This is a genomic window from Paractinoplanes hotanensis (assembly GCF_023717965.1).
In the GTDB taxonomy this organism is placed as follows: domain Bacteria; phylum Actinomycetota; class Actinomycetes; order Mycobacteriales; family Micromonosporaceae; genus Actinoplanes; species Actinoplanes polyasparticus.
On record NZ_JAMQOL010000008.1, the window covers coordinates 25618 to 48969 of the forward strand.

At 71.2% G+C, this 23352-nt stretch carries 23 protein-coding genes; 11 read left to right on the plus strand and 12 right to left on the minus strand.

The annotated features are described in order from the left end of the window. Window positions 1-5: 5 nt before the first annotated feature. The 3 genes from LXN57_RS06195 to LXN57_RS06205 are packed head-to-tail and all read left to right on the plus strand — an operon-like array spanning window position 6 to window position 3004. Entirely contained in the window at window positions 6-1283 is a 1278-nt protein-coding gene (locus LXN57_RS06195) for a magnesium transporter MgtE N-terminal domain-containing protein (protein WP_251797055.1), read from the plus strand. Further along, the gene (locus LXN57_RS06200; RefSeq protein WP_251797056.1) at window positions 1280-1831 is read left to right on the plus strand and encodes a DUF1003 domain-containing protein; all 552 of its coding nucleotides are present in this window, start codon (window positions 1280-1282) and stop codon (window positions 1829-1831) included. Before LXN57_RS06195 ends, LXN57_RS06200 begins: the two co-directional genes overlap by 4 nt. Window positions 1832-1855: 24 nt before the next feature. Further along, window positions 1856-3004, plus strand: a complete 1149-nt coding sequence (locus LXN57_RS06205; RefSeq protein ID WP_251797057.1) for an Mrp/NBP35 family ATP-binding protein — start codon at window positions 1856-1858, stop codon at window positions 3002-3004. A gap of 39 nt (window positions 3005-3043) precedes the next feature. Here the strand turns inward: LXN57_RS06205 and LXN57_RS06210 are convergent, their stop codons facing one another. Both LXN57_RS06210 and LXN57_RS06215 read right to left on the minus strand, forming a co-directional pair. Continuing rightward, window positions 3044-3457: a twin-arginine translocase TatA/TatE family subunit gene (locus LXN57_RS06210; protein WP_251797058.1), complete on the minus strand. Its 414-nt coding sequence runs from the start codon at window positions 3455-3457 to the stop codon at window positions 3044-3046. 66 nt (window positions 3458-3523) lie between these two features. Continuing rightward, on the minus strand, window positions 3524-4777 hold the full coding sequence (locus tag LXN57_RS06215) for a S1C family serine protease (RefSeq protein WP_251797059.1): 1254 nt from the start codon (window positions 4775-4777) through the stop codon (window positions 3524-3526). Window positions 4778-5006: 229 nt separating this feature from the next. Here LXN57_RS06215 and LXN57_RS06220 point away from each other — a divergent pair, with 229 nt between their 5' ends. Then, window positions 5007-5615, plus strand: coding sequence for an O-methyltransferase (locus LXN57_RS06220; RefSeq protein WP_221378531.1), 609 nt, complete (start codon window positions 5007-5009; stop codon window positions 5613-5615). Here the strand turns inward: LXN57_RS06220 and LXN57_RS06225 are convergent. Continuing rightward, window positions 5592-7007 carry a leucyl aminopeptidase family protein gene (locus LXN57_RS06225; protein ID WP_251797060.1) on the minus strand — a complete coding sequence of 472 codons (1416 nt, stop codon included), beginning with the start codon at window positions 7005-7007 and terminating at the stop codon, window positions 5592-5594. The genes LXN57_RS06220 and LXN57_RS06225 overlap by 24 nt on opposite strands. Before the next feature lie 77 nt (window positions 7008-7084). Next, on the minus strand, window positions 7085-7252 hold the full coding sequence (locus LXN57_RS06230) for a DUF3117 domain-containing protein (RefSeq protein WP_014694782.1): 168 nt from the start codon (window positions 7250-7252) through the stop codon (window positions 7085-7087). A 256-nt stretch (window positions 7253-7508) separates the two neighbouring features. On the opposite strand from LXN57_RS06230, the gene LXN57_RS06235 reads away from it, so the two are divergent. From LXN57_RS06235 to LXN57_RS06245, 3 genes are all read left to right on the plus strand, one after another. Beyond that, window positions 7509-8366, plus strand: a complete 858-nt coding sequence (locus tag LXN57_RS06235) for a PaaX family transcriptional regulator (protein ID WP_251797061.1) — start codon at window positions 7509-7511, stop codon at window positions 8364-8366. Further along, the gene (locus LXN57_RS06240; RefSeq protein ID WP_251797062.1) at window positions 8314-9147 is read left to right on the plus strand and encodes an enoyl-CoA hydratase-related protein; all 834 of its coding nucleotides are present in this window, start codon (window positions 8314-8316) and stop codon (window positions 9145-9147) included. Before LXN57_RS06235 ends, LXN57_RS06240 begins: the two co-directional genes overlap by 53 nt. 147 nt (window positions 9148-9294) lie before the next feature. After that, a complete protein-coding gene (locus tag LXN57_RS06245; protein WP_251797063.1) occupies window positions 9295-10104 on the plus strand; it encodes a S1 family peptidase in 810 nt (269 codons plus the stop codon). Between the two features lie 306 nt (window positions 10105-10410). On the opposite strand, the gene LXN57_RS06250 is transcribed toward LXN57_RS06245, so the two are convergent. The 5 genes from LXN57_RS06250 to LXN57_RS06270 all read right to left on the minus strand — a co-directional run bounded on the left by LXN57_RS06250 (window position 10411) and on the right by LXN57_RS06270 (window position 13205). Beyond that, window positions 10411-10950: a hypothetical protein gene (locus tag LXN57_RS06250; protein WP_251797064.1), complete on the minus strand. Its 540-nt coding sequence runs from the start codon at window positions 10948-10950 to the stop codon at window positions 10411-10413. A gap of 99 nt (window positions 10951-11049) precedes the next feature. Then, a complete protein-coding gene (locus LXN57_RS06255) occupies window positions 11050-11628 on the minus strand; it encodes a DNA-3-methyladenine glycosylase I (RefSeq protein ID WP_251797315.1) in 579 nt (192 codons plus the stop codon). A 105-nt stretch (window positions 11629-11733) separates the two neighbouring features. Next, window positions 11734-12231 carry an SRPBCC family protein gene (locus LXN57_RS06260; protein ID WP_251797065.1) on the minus strand — a complete coding sequence of 166 codons (498 nt, stop codon included), beginning with the start codon at window positions 12229-12231 and terminating at the stop codon, window positions 11734-11736. Further along, the gene (locus LXN57_RS06265) at window positions 12228-12758 is read right to left on the minus strand and encodes a DivIVA domain-containing protein (protein WP_251797066.1); all 531 of its coding nucleotides are present in this window, start codon (window positions 12756-12758) and stop codon (window positions 12228-12230) included. Before LXN57_RS06265 ends, LXN57_RS06260 begins: the two co-directional genes overlap by 4 nt. Window positions 12759-12827: 69 nt before the next feature. Continuing rightward, window positions 12828-13205, minus strand: coding sequence for an NADH-quinone oxidoreductase subunit A (locus tag LXN57_RS06270; protein WP_251797067.1), 378 nt, complete (start codon window positions 13203-13205; stop codon window positions 12828-12830). A gap of 136 nt (window positions 13206-13341) precedes the next feature. Here LXN57_RS06270 and LXN57_RS06275 point away from each other — a divergent pair, with 136 nt between their 5' ends. Next, the gene (locus LXN57_RS06275) at window positions 13342-15240 is read left to right on the plus strand and encodes a 2-oxoacid:acceptor oxidoreductase subunit alpha (RefSeq protein ID WP_251797068.1); all 1899 of its coding nucleotides are present in this window, start codon (window positions 13342-13344) and stop codon (window positions 15238-15240) included. Continuing rightward, entirely contained in the window at window positions 15233-16261 is a 1029-nt protein-coding gene (locus LXN57_RS06280; protein ID WP_251797069.1) for a 2-oxoacid:ferredoxin oxidoreductase subunit beta, read from the plus strand. Before LXN57_RS06275 ends, LXN57_RS06280 begins: the two co-directional genes overlap by 8 nt. Before the next feature lie 57 nt (window positions 16262-16318). On the opposite strand, the gene LXN57_RS06285 is transcribed toward LXN57_RS06280, so the two are convergent. Next, window positions 16319-17332 carry a potassium channel family protein gene (locus LXN57_RS06285; RefSeq protein ID WP_251797070.1) on the minus strand — a complete coding sequence of 338 codons (1014 nt, stop codon included), beginning with the start codon at window positions 17330-17332 and terminating at the stop codon, window positions 16319-16321. Between the two features lie 164 nt (window positions 17333-17496). On the opposite strand from LXN57_RS06285, the gene LXN57_RS06290 reads away from it, so the two are divergent. After that, window positions 17497-17994 carry a phospholipase gene (locus LXN57_RS06290; RefSeq protein ID WP_251797071.1) on the plus strand — a complete coding sequence of 166 codons (498 nt, stop codon included), beginning with the start codon at window positions 17497-17499 and terminating at the stop codon, window positions 17992-17994. On the opposite strand, the gene LXN57_RS06295 is transcribed toward LXN57_RS06290, so the two are convergent. Continuing rightward, window positions 17995-20655: an ATP-binding protein gene (locus LXN57_RS06295; protein WP_251797072.1), complete on the minus strand. Its 2661-nt coding sequence runs from the start codon at window positions 20653-20655 to the stop codon at window positions 17995-17997. Between the two features lie 652 nt (window positions 20656-21307). Continuing rightward, window positions 21308-21526 (minus strand): FmdB family zinc ribbon protein, encoded by a 219-nt coding sequence (locus tag LXN57_RS06300; protein ID WP_251797073.1) that lies wholly within the window; start codon window positions 21524-21526, stop codon window positions 21308-21310. 834 nt (window positions 21527-22360) lie between these two features. On the opposite strand from LXN57_RS06300, the gene LXN57_RS48565 reads away from it, so the two are divergent. Beyond that, window positions 22361-23326 carry a lytic transglycosylase domain-containing protein gene (locus tag LXN57_RS48565; RefSeq protein WP_438872836.1) on the plus strand — a complete coding sequence of 322 codons (966 nt, stop codon included), beginning with the start codon at window positions 22361-22363 and terminating at the stop codon, window positions 23324-23326. The last annotated feature ends 26 nt before the right edge of the window (window positions 23327-23352 follow it).

Consider the following 23352-nt stretch of genomic DNA (forward strand, 5'->3'; position numbering starts at 1 on the left):
GACCGGTGACCATGGGGACGAGGGTTTATCTGGCCCGGCTCGCCGGGCTGCCCGTGTTCGACCCCAACGGCGACCGGGTCGGGCGCGTGCGCGACGCCGTGGTGCGCCTGCGCACGACGAATCGTCCGCCGCAGGTGGTCGGTCTGGTGGCTGAGATGGCGTTGCGCCGGCGGATCTTCCTGCCCATCGGGCGGGTGACGTCGATGGACGCCGAGGCGGTCGTGCTGGCCAGCGGCGTGCTCAACCTGCGGCGGTTCGAGAAGCGGCCCAACGAGCTGCTGGTGGTGGAGGATCTGCTCGACCGCCGGGTGACGGTACGGCCCGAGACCGGCGACGGACCGGCCGTGACCAGCACCGTCGTCGACATCGGCATGGATCTCAACCGCAACAGCGAGTGGCTGGTGACCCGGGTCGCCGTGCGCGGGCTGACCGGGCGGCTGGCCCGCCGCGGGCACGTCTTCCAGGCCGACTACGACCGGGTGCGCGGGCTGATTGGCCCGACCGACACCCAGGGCACGTCCAATCTGCTGGCGCTGCTCGAGCAGATGAAGCCGGCCGACATGGCGAACGCCCTGCAGGACCTGCCGGACGCCCGCCGGAACGAGGTCGCCGCGGCGCTGAGCGACCGGACGCTGGCCGACGTGCTCGAGGAGCTGCCCGAGCACGACCAGGTCGAGATCCTGATCCGGCTCGGCCGGGAACGGGCCGCCGACGTGCTCGAGCGGATGGACCCGGACGATGCCGCCGACCTGCTCGGCGAGCTGCCCAAGGCCGAGCAGACGGTGCTGCTCGACCTGATGGAGCCGGACGAGGCCGACCCGGTCCGCCAACTGCTCGACTACCGCCCGGGTACGGCGGGAGGTGTGATGACCTCGGAGCCGGTGATCATGACGCCGGACGCCACGGTGGCCGAGGCGCTGGCCCGCATCCGCGAGCCCGAGCTGTCCCCCGTGGTGGCCGCCCAGGTTTTTGTCGCTCGCGCGCCCTCGGCCACCCCGACGGGTAAGTACCTGGGCATGGTGCACTTCCAGCGGTTGCTGCGGGAACCGCCCTCGTCGATCGTGGGCGGCCTCGTCGACTCCGACCTCGAGCCGCTGCGCCCCGAGACCACGCTGGCCGAGATCACCAAGCGCATGGCCACGTACGACCTGGTCGCCATCCCGGTCGTCGACTCCACGAACCGCCTGGTGGGCGCGGTGACCGTGGACGACGTGCTCGACCACTCGCTGCCGCGCGACTGGCGTGATCGCGACCTGAGCGAAAACGACGAGGTCGTCCTGTGACCGAGCCCCGCCGCGAGCCCCTGGGCCGCCTCGACCAGCCCGTCGAGCCGGGCCGGGTGCGGCTGCCCCGCTTCGACCCCGAGTCGTTCGGCCGCTGGTCCGAGAGCATCGCCCGCTACATGGGCACGGCCCAGTTCATCGTCTGGATGACGCTGGTCATCGCCGCCTGGTTCGCCTGGAACACGCTGGCGCCGGCCGCCCTGCGCTTCGACCCGTACACGTTCACGTTCCTGACCTTGATCCTGTCGTTGCAGGCGTCGTACGCGGCGCCGCTGATCCTGCTCGCCCAGAACCGCCAGACCGACCGCGACCGCCTGGCCATGGAGGAGGACCGCCGGCGGGCCGCGATGCAGAAGGCGGACACCGAATACCTCGCCCGTGAGATCGCCTCCCTGCGGATCGCAATGGGGGAGGTCGCAACCCGTGACTTCCTGCGCTCCGAGCTGTCCCGCCTCGCCGACGAGCTGGACGAGGCGGCCCACCGGCGGGAGCGACGGGCGCGCACGGATCGGGACGATGAACGTAAGGACTGGGAAGAGGACCACTGATCGCCCCGACGTAGCATGGGCCTCATGTCCGCTCCCGCCTCCACCATCGAGGACGCGATCCAGGCCGCGCTGGCCACGGTCGACGACCCCGAGATCCGCCGCCCGATCACCGACCTCGGCATGGTCAAGGGTTTCACCGTCACCGGCAACACCGTCCGGGTCGAGCTGCTGCTCACCGTGGCCGGTTGCCCGCTGCGCGACAAGCTCAACAACGACATCACCGCCGCCGTCACCCAGATCCCCGGCATCACGTCGGTGAGCGTCGATTTCGGCGTGATGGACGAGGAACAGCGCAAGGCCCTTCAGGTCACGCTGCGCGGCGGTGGCGCGACGGCGGAACCGGTCATTCCCTTCGCCCAGCCCGGCTCCCGCACGAGGGTGTACGCGGTGGCCAGCGGCAAGGGCGGTGTCGGCAAGTCCAGCGTGACCGTCAACCTGGCCGCCGCCCTGGCCAAGCGGGGCCTGTCGGTCGGCGTCATCGACGCCGACATCTACGGCCACTCGGTGCCCCGCATGCTCGGCGTCGAGGGCCGCCCCACCCGCGTCGAAGACATGATCATGCCGCCGCAGTCGCACGGCGTGAAGGTGATCTCGATCGGCATGTTCACCGCCGGCAACGCCGCGGTGGTGTGGCGCGGCCCGATGCTGCACCGCGCTCTCCAGCAGTTCCTGGCCGACGTCTACTGGGGCGACCTCGACGTGCTGCTGCTCGACCTGCCCCCGGGCACCGGCGACGTGGCCATCTCGCTGGCCCAGTTGCTGCCCAACGCCGAGATCCTGGTCGTCACCACGCCGCAGACCGCCGCGGCCGAGGTGGCCGAGCGGGCCGGCGCGATCGCCATGCAGACCCACCAGCGCCTGGTCGGTGTGGTCGAGAACATGTCCTGGCTCGAGCTGCCCGACGGCTCCCGCATGGAGGTCTTCGGCGAGGGCGGCGGGCAGAAGGTCGCCGACTCGCTGACCACCACGGTGGGCGCCTCGGTGCCGCTGCTCGGGCAGATCCCGCTCGACACCCGGGTGCGCGAGGCGGGCGACGCCGGCGACCCGATCGTGCTGGCCGCGCCGGACGCCCCGGCCGCTCAGGCCCTCGCCGCGGTGGCCGACAAGCTGGCCGTCCGCCGCGAGTCCCTGGTCGGCAAGCCGCTGGGCCTGACAGTCAACGCACGCCGCTAACCCTGGCGATCACCCGCGGAGCGAAGCGACGCCAGCAGCTCAGGTAGCGTCCAGGTCGAACTTCTGGGCCGGCGCCACTGCTGTGGAGTTCGAGGTCGTCGACCGGTTGTTCTTGATGTCGGCGGCCTCGGCAACCTCGCTGAGGTCGGAGCGTACGCCGTTGAGGTCCTGCTTCACGTCGTCGAGCAGGCCCTGGAGCGGCTTGCGGATGGCCGCCTCGTCCTCCTCGCTCAGCAGGTGCTTGCGGATGAACGCCTTGGGGTGCAGATCCTGCAGCTGAAGGTCGGTGCCCAGCTCACGGTTGAGGTCGGTGGTCGCGTTCTGCGCCATCGCCCGCAGGCCACGCAGCATCCGCAGGCCGTCGCTGATGACCTTGGGCAGGCGCTCACCGAAGATCAACAGCGCCAGCATGAGCAGCGCGCCGATCTCCCACCAGTTCAGGTTCTCGAACATGTGGCCTCCCAGGTTCCCGCGCCCAGCCTACGCACGCGAGATGGCCGTTCCCAGTCCGCGAAGCGATCAGTTGGAGTCGGCGGCCAACGTCACCGAGGCCGTCTGTGTCTTCGTTCCGCGACGGTACTCCACCGAAACAGTGGTGCCCGGCGCGTACTTACGCACCAGGGCGATCAGGTCGGTGCCGTCCTCGAGCAGGTGCCCGTCGAGCTTCGTGACCGTGTCGCCGGCCTTCAGACCGGCCCCGCCGGCCGGCCCGGACGGTTCGACCGAGCGCAGCCGGGCCCCCGTCGTGCTGGTGCCGCCGGTGGCCACCTCGGCGCCGATCACCGTACGCCGGGCCTTGCCGTGGTCGATGATGTCGCCGGCCACCCGCTTCGCCTGGTTGATCGGGATGGCGAAGGCGAGGCCGATGTTGCCGGCCTCGGTCTCGGTGCCGCCGACCGAGCGGATCACCGAGTTGACCCCGACGACCTCGCCGGCCGCGTTGACCAGCGGGCCGCCCGAGTTGCCCTGGTTGACCGCGGCATCGGTCTGGATGGCCGCGTAGTAGCGGGTGGTGCCCGCGTCGCCGGCCTCGATCGTGCGGTCGACCGCGCTGACGATGCCGGCGGTCACCGTGTTGACCAGCGCCAGCGGGGAGCCGAATGCGAGCACCGGGTCGCCGACGGCGATCGAGTCGGAGTTGCCGATGGCGACCGGGGTGAGGCCGCTCTTGGCGACCTTGATCACAGCGACGTCGGACTGGGGGTCGCGGCCCACCAGCTCGGCGCGGGCGGTGGAGCCGTCGCTGAACGACACCGACATGGTGTCGTCGGCCCCCTCGACCACGTGGTCGTTGGTGATCACGTAGCCGTTCGCGGAGACCACGAAGCCGGAGCCGATCGCGCCCGTGACGCGGACGGTGACCACGCTGGGGAGCACCTTCCCGGCCACGCCGGCCAGCGATTCCGGGGCGCGGTTGGCCGCGGCCGGCGGCTCTTGCGCGGTGGCCCCCAGCTGGCTGCCGCCGCCGGTCGCGACGCCGCCGCGGACCGCGAAGACGTAGCCGAGCGTTCCGCCCAGACCGCCCGCGAGCAAGGCGGTGATCAGACAGATGAGCAGGATCGGGGTGTACGAGCGACGGGGCGCGTCGGGGTCGACGACCGGCTCGGGCGGCGGGCCACCGGTCGACTGCGGCTGCTGGACGACCACGGCCGTCGGCGCCCACGGGTCGCGCCACGGGTCAGCGAGCGCGTCGGACCACCAGGGCGAACCTGGCGGGACGGGCTGACCCGGGGTGGGCGGCGGAGCGGAGCGCGCGTTCCAGCCGTCGGTCACGTCGGTGCCTCCACTCAGTTCCTCCCGATCCCCCTCCAGGATGACACGGATCCCGGACGACGCCCCGCCCCGGCCTGTTTATGCATAGACGGCCCGATGCATCCCGGCCGAGCACCGTTCTAGTCTTCTACCCGATGTACGCGGCTCACTGCCACGTCGTCCGCCAACCGCCCGGAGGTTCGTCATCGTCCCGTCAGCCCGTTCGTTCGGCCCGTCGACGGGCCAGGCCATGCAGTTCGCCGAGGCGTACGCCAGCGAGGACGTCGTCCTGCAGACCGCCCGCAGCCTGGCGATCGAGCTCGGTCTCGACAGCGTCAGCCCGGCCTCGGGGTCGGTGCTGCGTCTGCTGGCGGCGGCCGGCAGCGCCAAGGCGGTGGTCGAGATCGGCACCGGCACCGGGGTCAGCGGCGTCTGGCTGCTGCGCGGCATGCGTGCCGACGGCGTGCTGACCACGATCGACGTCGAGAACGAGCACCAGCGGATCGCCCGCCGCATCTTCGTCGAGGCCGGCTTCGCGCCGTCGCGCACCCGGATCATCACCGGCCGCGCCCTCGACGTGCTGCCCCGGCTGGCCGACGGCGCCTACGACCTGGTCTTCGTCGACGCCGACGTGACCGAGTTCGGCGCGTGCGCCGACGCCGCGCTGCGTCTGCTCCGGCCGGGCGGGGTGCTGCTGGTCAACGGCGCGATGGCCAACGGGCGGATCAGCGACCCGGCCGCCCGCGACGTCGACACGCTGACCGTGCGCGAGACGCTGCGGGCGGTGCGCGAGTCCGAGGAGTGGATCCCGGCCGTGGTGCCCTCGGGCGCCGGCCTACTGGCTGCGGTCAAGCGCTGAGAGGTACCGCAGCAACGTCCGCACGCCCCACCCGGTGCCGCCGCGGGTGAGCTCACCCTCGGTGGTGTCGGTCCAGGCCGGGCCGGCGATGTCGAGGTGAGCCCAGCGGTCGGCGTAAGGACCGGTGAAATCGCGCAGGAACAGGGCGGCCATGCCCCCGCCGTGCGTCGGTGAGCTGTGCCGGTCGGCCACGTCGCTGCGCAGCAGCTCGTGGTAGTCGGCGTTGAGTGGCATCCGCCACATCCGCTCACCGGCCTCGGCGCCGGCCTGCCGCAGAGCCGTGGCGAGCTCGTCGCTGTCGCTGTAGAGCGCGGCGATGCTCGGTCCGAGGGCCACCGGGGCCGCCCCGGTGAGGGTGGCCAGGTCGATCACGACATCCGGATCGAGCCCGGCCGCGTAGCCGAGCGCGTCGGCCAGCACGAGCCGGCCCTCGGCGTCCGAGTTGGTGGACTCGCTGGTGGTGCCGTCGTAATGGGTGATCACGTCGCCCGGACGGTAGGCGGCGCCGCTGACCGCGTTCTCGGCCAGCGGCAGCAGTGCGGTGATGCGGACGGGCAGGCCGAGCTCGGCCGCGCCCAGCGTGGCGGCGGCGACCGCGGCCGCGCCGGCCATGTCGTTCTTCATCCGCTTCATGCCCTCGCGGGTCTTGATCGAGATGCCGCCGCTGTCGAACGTGATGCCCTTGCCGACCAGCACCACGTGGGTCGTCGCGCCCGGGGGCGCCCAGGTCAGCTCGACCAGGCAGGGCTTGAACCGGGAACCGCCGCCGACAGCGCGCAGCCCGCCGAACCGGGCCAACTCGTCACCGGCCAGGACGCGGACGCTCGCGCCGGGACGCTTGGCGGCGGCTCCGCTGACCTCCTCGGCGATCCAGTCCGGGTTCTTGATCGAGGGTGGGGTGTTGGTGAGGTCGCGGGCGAGCCAGGTCGCCCGGGCCGTCACCTGGGCCTGGGTGAGGCTTCCGGCGTACGCCTCGGAACCGCTGGTGACGAGGTCGACCTCGGCCGTCCGGGGTTCCTCCCGGGCGTCCCGGTAACGGTAGCCGCCCAGCCACAGACCTTCGGCCAGCCCGCGTACGACCTCCGCCGACGCCGCCTCGCCCAGGAGCACCTGAGCCTCTTCGTCACCGGCCAGCGCCCGGGCCACCGCTGCTCCGGCCGCTCGCCAGCCCGCCTCGTCGCCCGCACCGACGTGCGCCAGGAGCACCTTGGCCGGGCGCCGCAACGGGCGCGGAAATTCCTGCACTGTGCCGGCCGACAGGCCCGCCGGGGCCAGCTCGGCGATCTCGGCATCGAGTTCGCCGCCGTCGTGCGACAGTGGACCCGTTGCGCCGATCGGCACGATGCGGGTCCGGTCGTCGTCGAGTCGGTCGGTCAGCCGGATCAGATACACGAGAGCGTGACCTTTCTCGAAGACGTGGAAAGCCCGCCGGTCCGGGCGGTACCGTACCGGCGGGCTCGCGTGAAACGTCAGCCGGCGATCGACTTCAACGCGTCACCCAGCGCGCTGGCCTCGTCCGGAGTCATCTCAACGACGAGACGGCCACCACCTTCCAGCGGGACCCGCATGACGATGCCCCGACCCTCCTTGGTGACCTCCAGCGGACCATCGCCCGTCCGCGGCTTCATCGCCGCCATCTTGTCTCCCCTCAGACCCACATCAGGGTGTCGGTGGGTTACCCCACAGCCACTTCTTACGCCGTGTGCTCAGCCCCACACGGCGTCGTACCTCGTTTCCGACCGGCGGCCGGGGGCCATTGCGCGTGCTGACGCGACCCGGCCCACCGTGCCGATCAAACATTTTCCCTGATGAACACCGGCGAACCCAAACCCAGCCCGGGCGGATGTGACAGCGTCTAGCATATCGCCTTTCGGGCTGTCACAATGTGCGGTCATGCAGGCGCGGTCGGCACTCTTCGACCTGTACGGCGACTATCTACGCCCCAGGGGCGGACGCGCACCGGTCGCGGCCCTGGTCAGACTGCTTGCGCCACTCGGCATCGCGCCGCCCGCGGTGCGCACCGCGATCTCCCGCATGGTGCGACAGGGCTGGCTGTACCCTATGCGGCTGGTCTCCGGACCGGGCTACGTGCTCACCCCCAAGGCAGCGCGCCGGCTCGACGAGGCGGCGGCCCGGATCTACCGGACCGGCCGCTCCGGCTGGGACGGAAGGTTCGATCTCATCCTGGTGCGGGGCTCGCTCGGCAAGCGGGAGGCGGGGCGGCTGGCCTTTCTCGGCTACGGCGCCCTGGGCGAGCACGCGTGGGTCGCGCCCCGGGCCGCCGAAGAGGCCGACGCCGTGCTCGCCGAGGCCGGAATCGGGTACGAACGGTTCAGCGCCAGCCACGCGGCCGGGTCGCCGGGCGCGGCCGAGGTGGTGGGACGGGCCTGGAACCTGCCCGACCTGGCCCAGTCGTACGAGCACTTCGTGGCCGACCTGCGGCCGGTGGTCACCGCGGTGAACGCCCGCAGCAGCGACGAGGAGGCGTATGCGGCCCGCTTCCAGCTCGTCCACGCATGGCGCTCGTTCCTGTTCCGCGATCCCCAGTTGCCGGCGTCGCTGCTGCCCCGGCGCTGGCCGGGCGCGAGCGCGGCGGGCTTCTTCGACCGCCATGCAGTGCGTTTGCGCCCCGCCGCGGACCGTTACGTGGAGCGCTGCCTGCAGTCGGCATCTCGCAACCGTGTGGGATTCTCAGCTCATGACCGCCATCCAACCGCCCCACCCGCCAGCCGCGAACGGGCTGAAAACTGAGTCTCTGCTCGTCGACCGCACCGGCGCGGTCGTCACGCTCACGCTCAACCGCCCCGAGGCCATGAACGCCCTGACTGTCGACCTCAAAGAGGCGCTGCGCGACACGCTGGCCTCGCTCGAGAGCGACAAGTCGTGCCGGGCGATCGTGCTGGCCGGAGCGGGCAAGGCGTTCTGCGTCGGGCAGGACCTGCGCGAGCACGAGGCACAGCTCGAATCGGGCCGCACCGACCTCGACACCGTGCGGGTGCACTACAACCCGATCGCGCAGCGGCTGGCCAGCATGCCCAAGCCGGTAGTGGCGGCCGTGCGCGGCGCGGCGGCCGGAGCAGGGGCGTCGTTCGCGCTGCTGGCCGACTTCCGCATCGGCGGGCCCAAGACGTCCATCCTGATGGCCTTCGCCAACGTGGGGCTGGCCGGCGACAGCGGCGTCTCGTGGTCGCTGCCGCGGATCGTCGGGCACGCCCGGGCGATCGAACTGCTGCTGCTGGCCGAGCCGGTGCGGGCCGAGCGGGCGTACGAGATGGGCCTGCTCTCGCAGTTGACCGACGACGACGAGCAGGTGCTGCCGGTGGCGCAGGCGCTGGCCGAGCGGCTCGCGGCCGGGCCGACGGTGGCCTACGGGGCGATCAAGCGGGAGCTCTCGATCGGGGACGCGGGCACGCTCTCGGACGCGCTCGCGGCCGAGGCACAGGCCCAGGCCATCTGCGGCGCCACGGCCGATCACAAGGCCGCGGTCTCGGCGTTCGTCGCCAAGCAGAAGCCGGTCTTCCAAGGCCGATAGCTCCGTGGCCTCGCCCCATGCGGACCTCACCCCCGAGGCGAGGCCCGGCAGTATGACCGCTTTGGGATCGTCCCATCTATAGATCTCGATGCATACGCTCCTCCCCTACGCGTCCTACCGGGCGCGCTCGTTGGTGGGGAGGACCGAATGGTCAAGTGGCGGATCTTCGTGGGCACGGCGCTGACCGCGCTCACTATGGCGGCGTGGGGTGCCACCGCATCGCCCGCCGCGGCAGCACCGGCCGCGCCGGGCGACGGCGTGGCCGGCCCGTCCGTGGTGGGCGGCAGCCGCGCGGCGCAGGGCGAGTTCCCGTTCATGGTGCGGCTGTCGATGGGCTGCGGCGGCGCCCTCTACAGCCCCACCCTCGTGCTGACGGCCGCGCACTGCGTGAGCCGCACCGGCAACAACACGTCGATCACGGCCACCATGGGCAGCGTCGACCTGCAGTCGAGCAGCCGGATCACCCGTAGGTCGAACTACGCCTACCGGGCGCCCGGCTACAACGGCAACGGTGACGACTGGGCGTTCATCCGGCTCTCCAGCCCGGTGACGACGCTCGCTACCCTGCCCATCGCGACCAGCACGGCGTACGACTCCGGCACGTTCACGGTCTCGGGCTGGGGCGCCGCCCGCGAGGGCGGAGCGCAGCAGCGCTACCTGCTGAAGGCCACGGTGCCGTTCGTCAGCGACAGCACCTGCAACTCGTCGTCCATGTACGGCGGCGACGTGATCGCGGCCGAGGAGATCTGCGCCGGCTACACCTCGGGCGGCGTCGACACCTGCCAGGGCGACTCCGGCGGCCCGATGTTCCGCCGCGACGCCGCCAACGCGTGGATCCAGGTCGGCATCGTGAGCTGGGGCGACGGCTGCGCCCGCCCGAACAAGCCGGGCGTCTACACCCAGGTCAGCTACTTCTCCTCCGCCATCCGCAGCGCCGCCACCTCCCTGGGCGGCTGACGATCCCGGCGGACGGCCAGGCCTGATCGCGACAACCAGCTCCCGCACCGCCAACAGATCCGGGCGCCGGAACGACCACAGTTCCGGCGCCCGGCCACGCTCTGACCACGCATCCGCAGCTCAGTCGTCGAAGTGACCGCGACCAGAGTCGAATTTCGCCCGTCGATGACTTGGGCGCCGAAAACGGTTAGCGAAGCGAGGCCGTTTTCGGTGCCCAAGTCATCGGCCCCGTGGGGCGAAATTCCCGGAGTCGCGAAGCGGCGACCAGCCAGCTCAGTCCAGCAAGCTCAGTCCAGCAAGCTCAGCTCAGTCTTCTTCTTCCTCTTCCGGGTCCTGATTCGCTTCCTCGCCCAGGACGAAGGCCTGCATGGCCAGTTCGTCGCCGGAGGGCCAGACGTAGGTCGGCAGCTCGACCGGGCCCAGCTCGAGCACGTGCGACCAGAATTGGCGCACCGCCTCGGCCGGGGTCTGCGCCTCGATCGGCAGCGCGACGCTCACCAGCCAGGTCTTCTTCTCGCCGACGGCGGTCGTGCCGCCGATGGCGCCCGCGAGCCGCCGGAACACCGCGGGGTCGACCGCCGCGATGCGGACGTCGTGCTCGTCGAGGCGGAGTTCAGCGGCGGGCACCGGCTCGTCGAAGGCGCGCCGCAGGTAGGCCAGCACCAGGTCGTCGCCGTCGGCTTCGACCGCCTGGGTCAGGGCCACCACTTCACCGCCGACGACGAGCAGCACCTCGTCGTCGGGCTCGACCGGGCCCGCGCCACCCGACACCGTCACCGTGTCGTGGTGGAAGAGCCGCTCGGTCGCCCACCGATCCACCGGAATGATCACCGCCCAGTGCGCCATGCGCTCCATCTCATCACGCGGCCCGGAGGACTCGTCACGCGGCCAGGAAGGCCTGTCGCCGTGGGACCGTGAGGGCGTCTCACGCGTGTGGAAAGCGCCTCACGCGGCTGGGTCGGCGGCGAGCGGTGGGACCCAGCAGCCCGCCACGTGGTCGTCGACCATGCCGGTCGCCTGCATCAACGCGTACGCCGTGGTGGGGCCGACGAAGCGGAAGCCCCGCTTCTTGAGGTCTTTGGCCATCGCCTTGGACTCGGGCGTGCTGGCCGGCACGTCGGCGCGGGTGGCTGGGCGCGGCGGGCGTGGGGTAGGCGCGTACGACCAGAGCAGGGCGGACAGGCCGTCGGGGAGGTCGGCCGCGACGCGGGCGTTGGCCAGCGCGGCGTCGATCTTCATGCGGTTGCGGACGATGCCGGCGTCGGTCATCAGGCGGGCCGCCTCGTGCTCGCCGAAGGCGGCCACCTTCTCGATCGAGAAGCCGGCGAAAGCGGCCCGGAAGGCCGGGCGTTTGCGCAGAATCGTGATCCAGGCCAGGCCGGACTGGAACGCCTCGAGGGTCATGCGCTCGAAGAGCTTGTCGTCGCCGTGGACGGGACGACCCCACTCGTCGTCGTGGTAGGCGGCGTAGTCGGGCGTGCTGCCGCCCCAGAAGCAGCGGGCCCGCCCGTCGTCGCCGACCACCAGGCCGGCCTCGAGCAGGTCGGCCGGGGCCACACCGGGCTGTGGAGCCCCGAACGCCGAGGTGTCTGTCATGGCGACCACCGTAGAGCCGGGGTCCGACAGAAATCAGGGCAGGCGGCCCTCCTCGACCAGCCGGCCGAACTTCTTCAGCGCGCCGGTGAAGCCGAGCTTCGATCCCGGCCAGAGCACCGGCCAGGCCAGCTTGCCGACCGGGCCGGCCGGCAGGTGGAACCACTCGTGCAGCACGACCTGGGTGCGGTCGCCCGACATGGCCGTGCAGCGCATCGTGCCGGGCCCCCGCAGCACCGTGCCGCAGTGCACGACGCGTACCTCGTACGGTGGATTGACCTTGACCACCCGCAGCTCGTCGCGCAGCGCCGCCGGGCCGAGCGCGGTCACCGCCTCGACCAGGCTGCCCTCACCGCCGTCGCCCTCGACGACCCGGACCCTGGTCAGCGGGATCCAGTCGCCCTGCTTCTCCCAGTTCAGGAACGCGGCGAAGACCTTCGAGGCGGGCGCGTTGACTATCACCGTGGCGGTGACCTCACCGGAGCCGGGCCGGGCGGCGTCGCCGAGCCCGTCAACCGGTTCCGTCGCGCTCACCGCGGCTCCGCCGGCTCGGTCCGCGAGGTTGCCGAGGCCGCCGGGGCCGCCGGTTCGGGCTGCGAGGGCGCGGGGGCCGCCGTGGCGTCGGCCGGGACCACATCGACGGGCACGGGGTTCACCTCGATCTGGAGATCGGGCTGGGCCGGCACGGGCGCCTCGGCGGGGGCGATCGCCGCCTCGCGGGCCTTGCGGAGCACGTCGGCATCGGCCGTGCGGCCCTCGCGCAGCGCCGCCACCTCGGCCTCGAGCACGCCGATGAGCTCGCCCTTGTACCCGATGTCGTAGGCCGCCCGCTGGAGCGCCTGGTCGACCTGGGACATGCGATAGCCGCGCCAGGCGGTGTCGAACCTGGTGCGGGCGACGTCCTGTTCACCGAGCGGCCGGTCGCTGGGCAGAGGCACAGCGGCCCCGTCCGGCTCAACGGGCGTCAATGCGCTGTCGCCGCCACCGATCATCACGGTCACGCCGAACACGATCGCGGCCACGACCAGTGCCACGACGATGAAGAGGAGAAGCTGGCCCATGCGCTGAATGTTGGCATGTCGGACAGCGCGTGGCGAGTCCGCCACCCCGACACGCCCGGGCGCGGCGGCTCAGGTCCAGGTCAGGATCCTTTTGCGCCACGCGTACAGGATGCCGAGGGCGAGGACCGCCACGAACACCCCCATCTCGGTCACGGTGGCCCAGCCGAAGCCGGGAAGGTCGAAAACGACGGCCCAGGGGAAGAGAAAAACCGCCTCCACGGCGAAGAGCACATAGAGGTACGCATAGACGTAGTAGCGGATCTGGGCCTGGGCCCAGTCGCCGCCGACCGGGTCGACGCCGCTCTCGTACGCCACGTACTTGCCCGGTGGCTGCGCCGGAGCTGCCGGGCGCAGCAGCTTGTTGGCGCCGAACGCCCCCACGAAGACGAGCACGCCGGCCGCCGCGACCAGGCCCAGCGTGGCGTAAGAACCCAGATACCCGTCCACGATCGTTCAGGGTAGCCGGATAGTGGACTCCTGTGGTTCAGGCAAGCCTCACCTGGCTACTGTGGTCAACGGCCTGTCCCGGCTCGTAAGGAGCGGCGACGTAGGCTGGAACTGACGACAGCGGGCCGGCCCATCGATGTGCTCATTCCCCGCCGGCCGGCGCCCATGGGAGGTTGCGAAAGTGTCCGCTGGAGCGAAGCGAGTCGAACAGCTGGACCGGGTGGTCATCCGGTTCGCCGGTGACTCGGGCGACGGCATGCAGCTGACCGGCGACCGATTCACGTCGGAGACCGCGCAGCTGGGTAACGACATCTCCACCCTGCCGAACTTTCCGGCCGAGATCCGCGCGCCGGCCGGCACCCTGCCCGGTGTCTCGAGCTTTCAGGTGCATTTTGCGGATTACGACATCCTGACGCCGGGCGACGCGCCCAACGTGCTGGTCGCGATGAACCCGGCCGCGCTCAAGGCCAACCTGGCCGACCTGCCGTCCGGCGCCGACATCATCGTCAACACCGACGAGTTCACCAAGCGCAACCTGGCCAAGGTCGGCTACGCGGTGAGCCCCCTCGAGGACGGCTCGCTGGCCGACTTCGCGGTGCACCCGGTCGCCCTCACCTCGATGACGGTGGGCGCCCTGGCCGAGCTCGGCGTGGCGAAGAAGGATGGCGAGCGCGCCAAGAACATGTTCGCGCTGGGCCTGCTGAGCTGGATGTACTCGCGGCCGTTCGAGTCGACGCTGCGCTTCCTCGAGACCAAGTTCGCCAAGCGCCCCGATCTGGTCGCGGCCAACAAGGCCGCCTTCCAGGCCGGGTGGAACTTCGGCGAGACGACGGAGAGCTTCACCGTCCGTTACGAGGTCAAGCCGGCCCGGATGAAGCCGGGCACCTACCGCAACATCACCGGCAACCAGGCGCTCGCGCTGGGCCTGGTGGCGGCGAGCGTCCGGTCCAAGCTGCCGCTGTTCCTCGGCGCGTACCCGATCACCCCCGCCTCGGACATCCTGCACGAGCTGTCCAAGCACAAGAAGTTCGGCATCACCACGGTCCAGGCCGAGGACGAGATCGCCGCGATCGGCGCGGCCGTGGGCGCCTCGTACGGCGGCGCGCTGGGTGTCACCACGACGTCCGGCCCCGGCGTGGCGCTCAAGGGCGAGACGATCTCGCTCGCCATCGCGCTCGAACTGCCGCTGGTCATCGTCGACGTGCAGCGTGCCGGCCCGTCCACCGGCATGCCGACCAAGACCGAGCAGGCCGACCTCAACATGGCGCTGTTCGGCCGGCACGGCGAGGCGCCGCTGGCGGTGATCGCGCCCAAGTCGCCGTCGGACTGCTTCCACGCGGCGATCGAGGCCGCCCGGATCGCGCTGAAATACCGCACGCCGGTCATCCTGCTGTCGGACAACTACGTGGCGAACGGCTCCGAGCCGTGGCTGCTGCCGTCGGCCGACGAGCTGCCGGACATCTCGGTCGAGTTCACCACCGAGCCCAACGGCGAGGACGGGCGCTTCCTGCCCTACCTGCGCGATCCCGAGACGCTGGCCCGCCCCTGGGCCATCCCGGGCACGGCCGGCCTCGAACACCGCATCGGTGGTCTGGAAAAGGCCGACAAGACCGGTGACATCTCGTACGACCCGGCCAACCACGAGTTCATGGTGCGCACCCGGGCCCAGCGCATCGAGGCCATCGAGGTGCCCGACATCGAGGTCGAGGACGCCGACGAGAGCGCGCGCGTGCTGGTGCTGGGCTGGGGCTCGACGTACGGTCCGATCGGCGCTGCCTGCCGGGCCCTGCGCCAGCGCGGGTTGCCGATCGCGCAGGCTCACCTGCGTCACCTGGCGCCGCTGCCGGCCAATCTCGGTGAGGTGCTCACGGCGTACGACAAGGTCGTCATCCCGGAGATGAACCTGGGTCAGCTGGCCCATGTGATCCGCGCGAAGTACCTCGTCGACGCGGTCCCCTTCAACCAGGTCAGCGGCCTGCCCTTCACCGCCGCGACGCTGGAGAACATGCTCGAGGACGTGGTCAAGAATGGTTAGCACCATCCCCATCACGCCGGTGAAGCTCACGGCGAAGGACTTCAAGTCGGACCAGGAAGTGCGCTGGTGCCCGGGCTGCGGCGACTACGCGATCCTGGCCGCCGTGCAGGGCTTCATGCCCGAGCTGGGCATCCCGCGCGAGAACATCGTCTTCGTCTCGGGCATCGGGTGCTCCTCGCGCTTCCCGTATTACATGAACACGTACGGCATGCACTCGATCCACGGCCGGGCGCCGGCCATCGCGACCGGGCTCTCGGTGTCGCGTCCCGACCTGTCGGTCTGGGTCGTCACCGGCGACGGCGACGCGCTCTCGATCGGCGGCAACCACCTGATCCACGCGCTGCGCCGCAACGTCAACCTCAAGATCCTGCTGTTCAACAACCGGATCTACGGCCTGACCAAGGGGCAGTACTCGCCGACCTCCGAGCTGGGCAAGATCACGAAGTCGACGCCGGCCGGGTCGGCCGACTCGCCGTTCAACCCGCTCTCGCTCGCGCTCGGCGCCGAGGCCACCTTCGTCGCCCGCACGATCGACTCGGACCGCAAGCACCTGCAGTCGGTGCTGCGCGCGGCAGCCGAGCACGAGGGCTCGGCGTTCGTCGAGATCTACCAGAACTGCAACATCTTCAACGACGGCGCGTTCGAACTGATCAAGGATTCGACCACCCGGGAGGATCACCTGATCCGCCTCGAACAGGGTCAGCCGATCACCTTCGGGGCCCAGCAGCAGTTCTCGGTGACCCACCCGGCCGGCAGCTTCGGGCTCAAGGTGCAGGAGGGCGGCGAGGCGCTCGTCCACGACGCAACGGTGGACGACCCGGCGTACGCGTTCGCCCTTTCGCGCTTGTCCGGCTCCGACCTCGGCACCACGCCGATCGGGGTGTTCCGCAACGTGCAGCGGCCGTCCTACGACGAGCTGATCACCAAGCAGCTGGTCGACGCCAAGTCGCAGGCCGACGGCACCCCCGAGCAGATGCTCGACGGCCTGCTCAACAAGGCCGACACCTGGACGATCCTCTAGGACTTCGCTGTCGCGGCCCGACCCCGACAGACCCCTTCGCGGGGTCGGCCGCAAACCCTAGACAGCGACGTTGACGTCGCTGGTCTCGTCGCGGATGTAGACGATCATGTCGCCGGTCTCGATGGGGACGCTCTGCTCGCCGCCGAGCGGCAGCACCTTGCCCCGGCGGATCAGGGCGACGACCAGCGTCCGCAGCTGACGGGGATTCTGGCCCACCTCGGACCGCTCGGCGCTGCGCATCGCCAGCGCCATGCCCTGACCGGGGGTGAGCAGGTCTTCCACCACGTCGATGAGCGGCGGCGCGGTGGTCGTGAGACCCAGCAGCCGGCCGGCGGTGGCCGACGAGACGATCACGTGGTGGGCGCCGCTCTGCTTGAGCAGGGCGGCGTTCTCCTGCTCGCGGACCGAGGCGATGATCCGCACCTGGCCCGCGGTCAGCTGGCGTACGGTCAGCGAGATCAGCACCGAGGCCTCGTCGGTGTCGGTCGCGATGATCACCGCCTTGCAGTTCTTGACGTCGGCCTCGAGCAGCACCGCCGACCGGGTCGCGTTGCCCTCGATGGTGACCAGGCCGTTGGACTGGGCCTGGCGCACGCCCTCGGGGCGGCTCTCGACGACGACGATCCGGTTCTTGGTGTAACCCGTCTCCAACAGAGCGGCGACCGCGGCCCGGCCCTTCGTGCCGTAACCGCAGATGACGATGTGGTCCTTCAACTGTCGCCTCCACCGGCTGACAAGCAGGCTGTTGCGATATTGGTCGGTGAGCACCTCGAGGGTGGTGCCGACCAGGATGATCAGGAAGAGCACGCGGGCCGGGGTGATGAACAGGACGTTCACCAGCCGGGCGTGCGGGGTGAAGGGCGCGATGTCGCCGTACCCGGTGGTGGAGAGCGACACGACCGCGTAATAGAAGCAGTCGAGCAGCGTCAGACCGTCCTGGTTGACGTCCCGGTAGCCGTCCCGGTCGAGGTAGATGACGGTCACCGTGGCCAGCACGAGCGACAGCGCGAGCGCCAGCCGGATGGCCAGCGCACGAAGAGGGCCCTTCCGGACCCTCGGCAGATGGATCATGTGATGCCCCGCACGGAGACACCATAGCGATCGCGCCCGGGCCGACTACCCAGGACATCACATTAATCATCGTTCAGGAACATCAAGTTCGCCGTTCGGCACGCTTCGGGAAAGCGGGATCGACACCGTTGTATGCGCGGGATCCGGGTTCGAAAACTGCTCAGATGACCCGACGCATCGCTCTTGTGCTCACCCTGGCGCTGGCCCTCATCGCCCCCGCCGGGATCGCCCGGGCCGCCACCACCGGCAAGCCGGACGTGCTGGCGGGCTGGACCCAGCCCACGGCGGCCAGCTACACCGCCTGGAACGCGGCCCGGCTCGATCGGGAGCCCTGGAAGGAGTACGGCTTCGACTGGTCCACCGACGACTGCTCGGCCAGCCCCGAGCGGCCGCTCGGCTTCAATTTCACCCTGGCCTGCCGGCACCACGACTTCGGCTACCGCAACTACAAGGACCTGGGCGAGTTCCGCGCCAACAAGGCCCGCGTCGACAACACGTTCTACGCCGACATGAAGCGGGTCTGCGTGCGACACCACATCGCCGTGCGGGCCGCCTGCTACACCGTCGCATGGACGTACTACCAGGCGGTGAACGTGTTCGGTTCGGTTTCGTCCGTGCGCGAGGCCGACCTCGACCGGGCGGCGACGCTGATGCGGCGTTAGTCAGCCCCGCAGCGTCTGGGCGAAGCGGACGGCGCCGTCCTCGAGGTCCGGGTGCTCGACGGCCAGGGCCATCGCGACGATCCGGTCGAAGCCCAGTCCGACCCCGTCGGCGTACGCGACGTCGAAGGCGGCATCACCCAGTGACGTACGCAGGGCGAGCTGCTGGGCCGACCAGAAGCGCCCGAACATCTCCGTACGCCGGGCTCCGCGCGCCGCCTCGGCCCCGCCGAACAGCACCGCGGCGGTCGTCTGGTCACCGCCCAGCGAACAGCGGACCGCGATGGCGGCCACCGCATCGGCCGCCGCACCGCTGAAACCGTGGCGCAGCCGCGAGCGCAGCGCCACCACCAGGTGGTCGTGGGCCGCCACGAGGTCGCCCCGGCGCAGCGCGACCATGCCCAGCAGCCAGTCCACGGTCCGCTTGCCGCGATGCTCGGGGCAGCTCGCCTCGGCCTGCCGGGCCGCACCCAGCAACTCGGCCGCCCCGGTCAGCTCATCGCGCCGCCAGAGCAGCTCGGCCAGGGCGATCACGGCCGGCAACGCCGCCCCGGATACGCCGCCCCGCTCGGCTTCCGCGATGACGTCGCGGCACAGCTGCTCGGCCTGTTCGTAGTGCCCGGCCTCGATCAGCGTGCTCCGGTGCCCGGCCAGAGCCCGTACCAGCAGCGCGTGATTGTCCTCGGCCCGGGCGATCCGCTCGGCACGGTCGAGGAAGCAGGTGCGCTCGGTACGGTCGTCGGCCAGACCGGCGTGCACGAGATGGGCGGACCCGAGCACGGCCGGCTCGACATCCACCCCGTCCAGTCGCTGGTAGAGGCGGTACAGCAGGTCGCGACCCGCCGCCGCGTGGCCGTGCTCGCGCCACCACGGGTCGAGAGCGAGCGCCAGACGCAGTCCGGAGCGGACGCTGCCCTTGTTGGCGGCCCAGTGCAGCGCCGTCTCCCATTCGGGCACGTAGGACGCCAGCTCGGTCAGGGAGGTGGTTCGCGGCTGGCCGTCGGTGTCCACCGATACGGCGTCCAGCGTGTGCATCGCCCAGGCGACATGACGATCGCGGGCGGCACGCTCGTCGCCGGCCGCGGTGAGGTGGCGGGACGCGTACGCCCGGACCTGGCCCGACAACCGGTAGCGCGGACCCGGCACAAGTTCGATCAGGGACTTGTCAGCCAGCTCGGACAGCGCGCCCAGAGCCTCGACGCCGCACCACTCGACCGTGCCGAGGTCGACGGTGCCGGCGAAGACCGCCAGCCGGCGCAGCAGACCGGCGGCGGGAGTGCTGAGTGTCCGATACGACCAGTCCAGGTTGGCGGTGAGGCTGCCGTGCCTGTCCTCGGCCTCGGCGTTGACCGGGTCGAGCGCGGCCAGTGGATCGTCGAGGCGGGCGGCGAGCTGCTCGGCCGACAGCGAGCGCAGCCGGATCGCGGCCAGCTCAGCGGCCAGCGGCGAACCCTCGAGCCGGGCGGCGACCTGCGACAGGTCGGTGTGGTCCTCGATCGGGTCCGGACGGCCGCCCCGGGCTTCGGCGGTGCGCTCGGAGAGCAGCGCGAACAGGTCCGCGGGCGACAGCGGCGGAAGGCTCCAGACGACCTCGCCGGCCACGTTGAGCGGTACCCGGCTGGTGACCAGCACGTCGAGGCGCGGGCAACGGGCGAGCAGACGGCGTACGAGGGTGGCGCAGACCGCGGGTGCGACGTCGGCGGTCTCCAGGACCAGCAGCATCCGCCGGTCGGCGCAGTACTCCAGCAGCGACTCGAGAATCGGGCGGCCCGGCTCGGTGCGCACACCCAGGGCCGCGGCCAGCGCGGGCACCAGCGCGTCGGTGGCGTTTCCGGCGTCGACCGTCCAGACCCCTTGCGGGTACGCCTCCAGCAGCTGCCCGGCCGCAGCCAGGGCAACCCGCGTCTTGCCGGAACCACCGGGCCCGACCACGGTGACCATGCGGTTGCGGTCGACCAGGGCGGTCAGCTCGGCCAGTTCGGCCCGGCGGCCCGTGAAGGCGGTCAGCGGGACCGGCAGGTTGTGGGTGGCGGCGCCCGGCGTACGCGGGGGCGGGAACTCCCGGTCGAGGCCGGGCGCGAGGATCTGGAACAGGCGCTCGTCGTCGTCGAACCCGCGCAGGCGGTGCGGGCCGAGGTCGAGCAGGTCGACGTCGGCCCCCGTCCGGGCCCGCTGCGGCTCCGCGGCCTGGGGCACGGTCAGGGCGAAAGGGACGGGCGCCCCCGACGTCAGGACGGCCAGCATCGTCGCGCCCGAGCAGAGGATCTGGCCGCCGTGCGCGGCGGCGGAGACCCGGGCTGCCCGGTGGACCTCTGCGCTGGCGTACTCGCCCCCGACCGGCCGGGCCGGCCCCGTGTGCATGCCCATGCGGACCCTGGGCGCGACCTCAGCACTGGGCCACTCATGTGCGGACAGTTGCCTTTGAGCCTCCACACAGGCCGCAACCGCCGCGGTCGCATCCTGAAAAGCGATAAAAAAACTGTCACCCTCCGTGAAGAGCTCGACACCGCCGAAGTCACTCAGCGCAGCTCTCATCACGCAGCGGTGATCGCCGAGGACCGAGCCGTAGTCGTCGCCGAGCATCCGGGCCAACCGCGTCGAGCCCTCGATGTCGGTGAACACAAAGGTCACCAGCCCACTCGGCAGCTCGGTCCGTCCCGACACGGTGGAACCTCCGCCCCCTTTGGGAAGTCGCGTCTCATGCTGACGTATCACAGCGTCACCGGCCATCGTAGAAACGGACAGTGACCATCCACCCGCCACGGCCGACCCCGGACGGAGGACATCGCCGGCTTCGCACAGCACTACGCGTGACGTAACGAAATGGATCGAGCCGGGTCACGCCGCAATCGGCCAGTTCCGGCCGACTGTTCGGCGGGCCCCGCAAGAGGCACCCGCCGATGCGGCCCGGCCGGGCCGGACGCCTGCCGTTTCGCTCAGCTAGATCATCATATTTCGGGCTTCTCCGCCGCAGGTCGCACTGCCGGTCCGCCAAACGAAGAAAGATCAGCCCGGGTGGACGGTGCGGCCCGAAAGAGATCGTCGATCTCACCATCCGGGAGGGTGATTCCCGATCGATACCGCCCCCACCTGATGGGAGCCGTCCTCGACGCCTCAGAACGCCGCCGGCGCCGCCCGAATCACTGCCCTGTTGATCATCCAGGTCGGGTCGCCGGGGCATGGTGGCTCCGGCCGTCGACGCGCACTACGAATGTCTGCCGGGGGGATCCGCTCTGAGCGCTGCCGGTCAGGCGCCACCGCCGATCGGCAGCCCCTGGTCGAGGGCGGCCGATCAGGCGCTACTGACCGGGGTGCGTCAGCAGCCGCAAGCGCCGCCGCAACAGCCGCCGCCGGAGGGGGCCGCCGGGCCGATGGGGGCGCCCGCGCCGCGACCGGTGACGGCGATGGCCGACAGCAGCTTCACCGTGTCGGCGTGGCCCTGCGGACACGTCGAAGGAGCAGAGGCCTCGCTCATCGGCCGGACGACCTCGAACGTGTCGCCGCATGCGCGGCAGCGGAACTCGTAACGCGGCATGGGAGAAGAGTAGGGCCTCCCGGCCGCCGCGAAACAGCCAGCCGGTGCGTCGTCCGCGAGTTGTCCACAGGCTTCAACGCGGCCCCTCGCGGCGCGCCTCGGTTGGGTAGTGTCGTCCGCGTGGCGGAGCGGCAGGAGAAACCGGTGGCAGAGCCCGAGCTGAGAGCTGCGGCTCCGCATCAGGCTGGGCCGCTGGCGAGCTCCGGCGCAGCCCCTCGCCCCAGCCCGGCGCCGCCTGCGGCCGGCGCTGACCCCAAGGGTGCACCCGACGCCGGTAAGAGCAGTGCGGGCGCGCCCGCCGCAAATCCGAGCGACGCTGCGAACACCCCCGGCGCGCCGACACCGGCCACTGCCCAGGGCGCCGGTCCGACGGGCATCCCGGCACAAAGGACGCCCGTCGGCAGCCCACAAGTGACTGCGCCCGGCAACAAGGCAGCTGACAGCAACCCGGCGAGCGCTCCGGCACCAGCGAACACTGCGTCTGCGGCCACCGACGGGTCAGCGACGGGCGCGCCAAGCGGACCAGCAGCAAGCGAAAAGCCAGCGACGAACGGCGCAGCGGCAGCGGACGAACCGGCGACGAGCGGCACGGCCGGCGCGACTGAGGCCAGCGGGACAGCAGCAGACAAACCGGCGACGAGCGGCGCGACAGCAGGCGGAGCGGCAGCTAACGGCGCAGGAACTGCAAGCGGCGCAGGGGCAAGCGGCGCAGCAACTGCAAGCGGCGCGGCGGCAAGCGGCGCGGCGAAGACCAGCGGCGATGCTGCTGCTGGGGGCGCCGTGGCGCCTGTCCGGCGGCCGGGGCGGCTGCGGCGGGCTGCTCCGGTTCGGGCGGTGGGGCGGGTCGGGCGGAGCACCGCGGCTTGGGCCAAGCGGCCCAGTGGCCGGCTCATCGTGCCGGCGGTCATCGCCATCTTGCTCCTCGGGGCGGCCGGCGCCGCGGGCGCCTATCTGGTGCCGCAGGCTCTTCAGGCTGCGCCCTCGCCGAGCGCCTCGCCCGGGTTTCCGCTCGGCGCGGCGGGTGGGCTGCCCTCGGTGGGTCAGCCGGGCGGGGTGGCGGGCAGCGGGCTGCCGGGTGTCGATCCGAACGGGCTGCCGGGCGGGTTACCGGGTGGGCTACCGGGTGGGCCGACGGGCGGGGTGCCGGGTGGGCTGCCCGGTACGGTCGCTCCGACCGGAGCGGTGGGTGCGACCCTCCCGCCGACGGGGGCCGTGCAGACAGGTGGGCGGCCGGCCGATGCGCTGGCCGGGTGGGCGGGCACGATGGGCACGCGGCTCGGGATCCCGGTTGTGGCGGTGCAGGCTTACGGCTACGCCGAGCTGGTGCTTCAGCGCACCACACCCGCCTGCCGGTTGAGCTGGACCACGCTGGCGGCGCTGGGCAAGATCGAGTCTTCGCACGGGGCGGCCAACGGGGCTGTGCTCTCGACCGATGGCACCGCGATGCCGCCGATCTTCGGGCTTCCGCTCGACGGCAAGGGTGGGCGGCAGCTGATCCCGGACACCGACCGGGGCGCACTCGACCAGGACACCACCTACGACCGGGCCGTCGGGCCGATGCAGTTCATCCCGGCCACCTGGAACTCCTACAAGGTGGACGCCGACAACAACGGCGTGGCCGACCCCAACGACATCGACGATGCGTCAATGACCGCCGCCACCTACCTCTGCCAGGGCGGACGCGATCTCACCAAGCCCGAGGCGTGGTGGGACTCGATTCTCTCGTACAACGCCGTCCGCCCGTACGCGCAGAAGGTCTTCGACGCGGCGAACGACTACGGACGCCGGTCGCGCAGCTGATGCGGAATCATGCACGCAGAGTGACA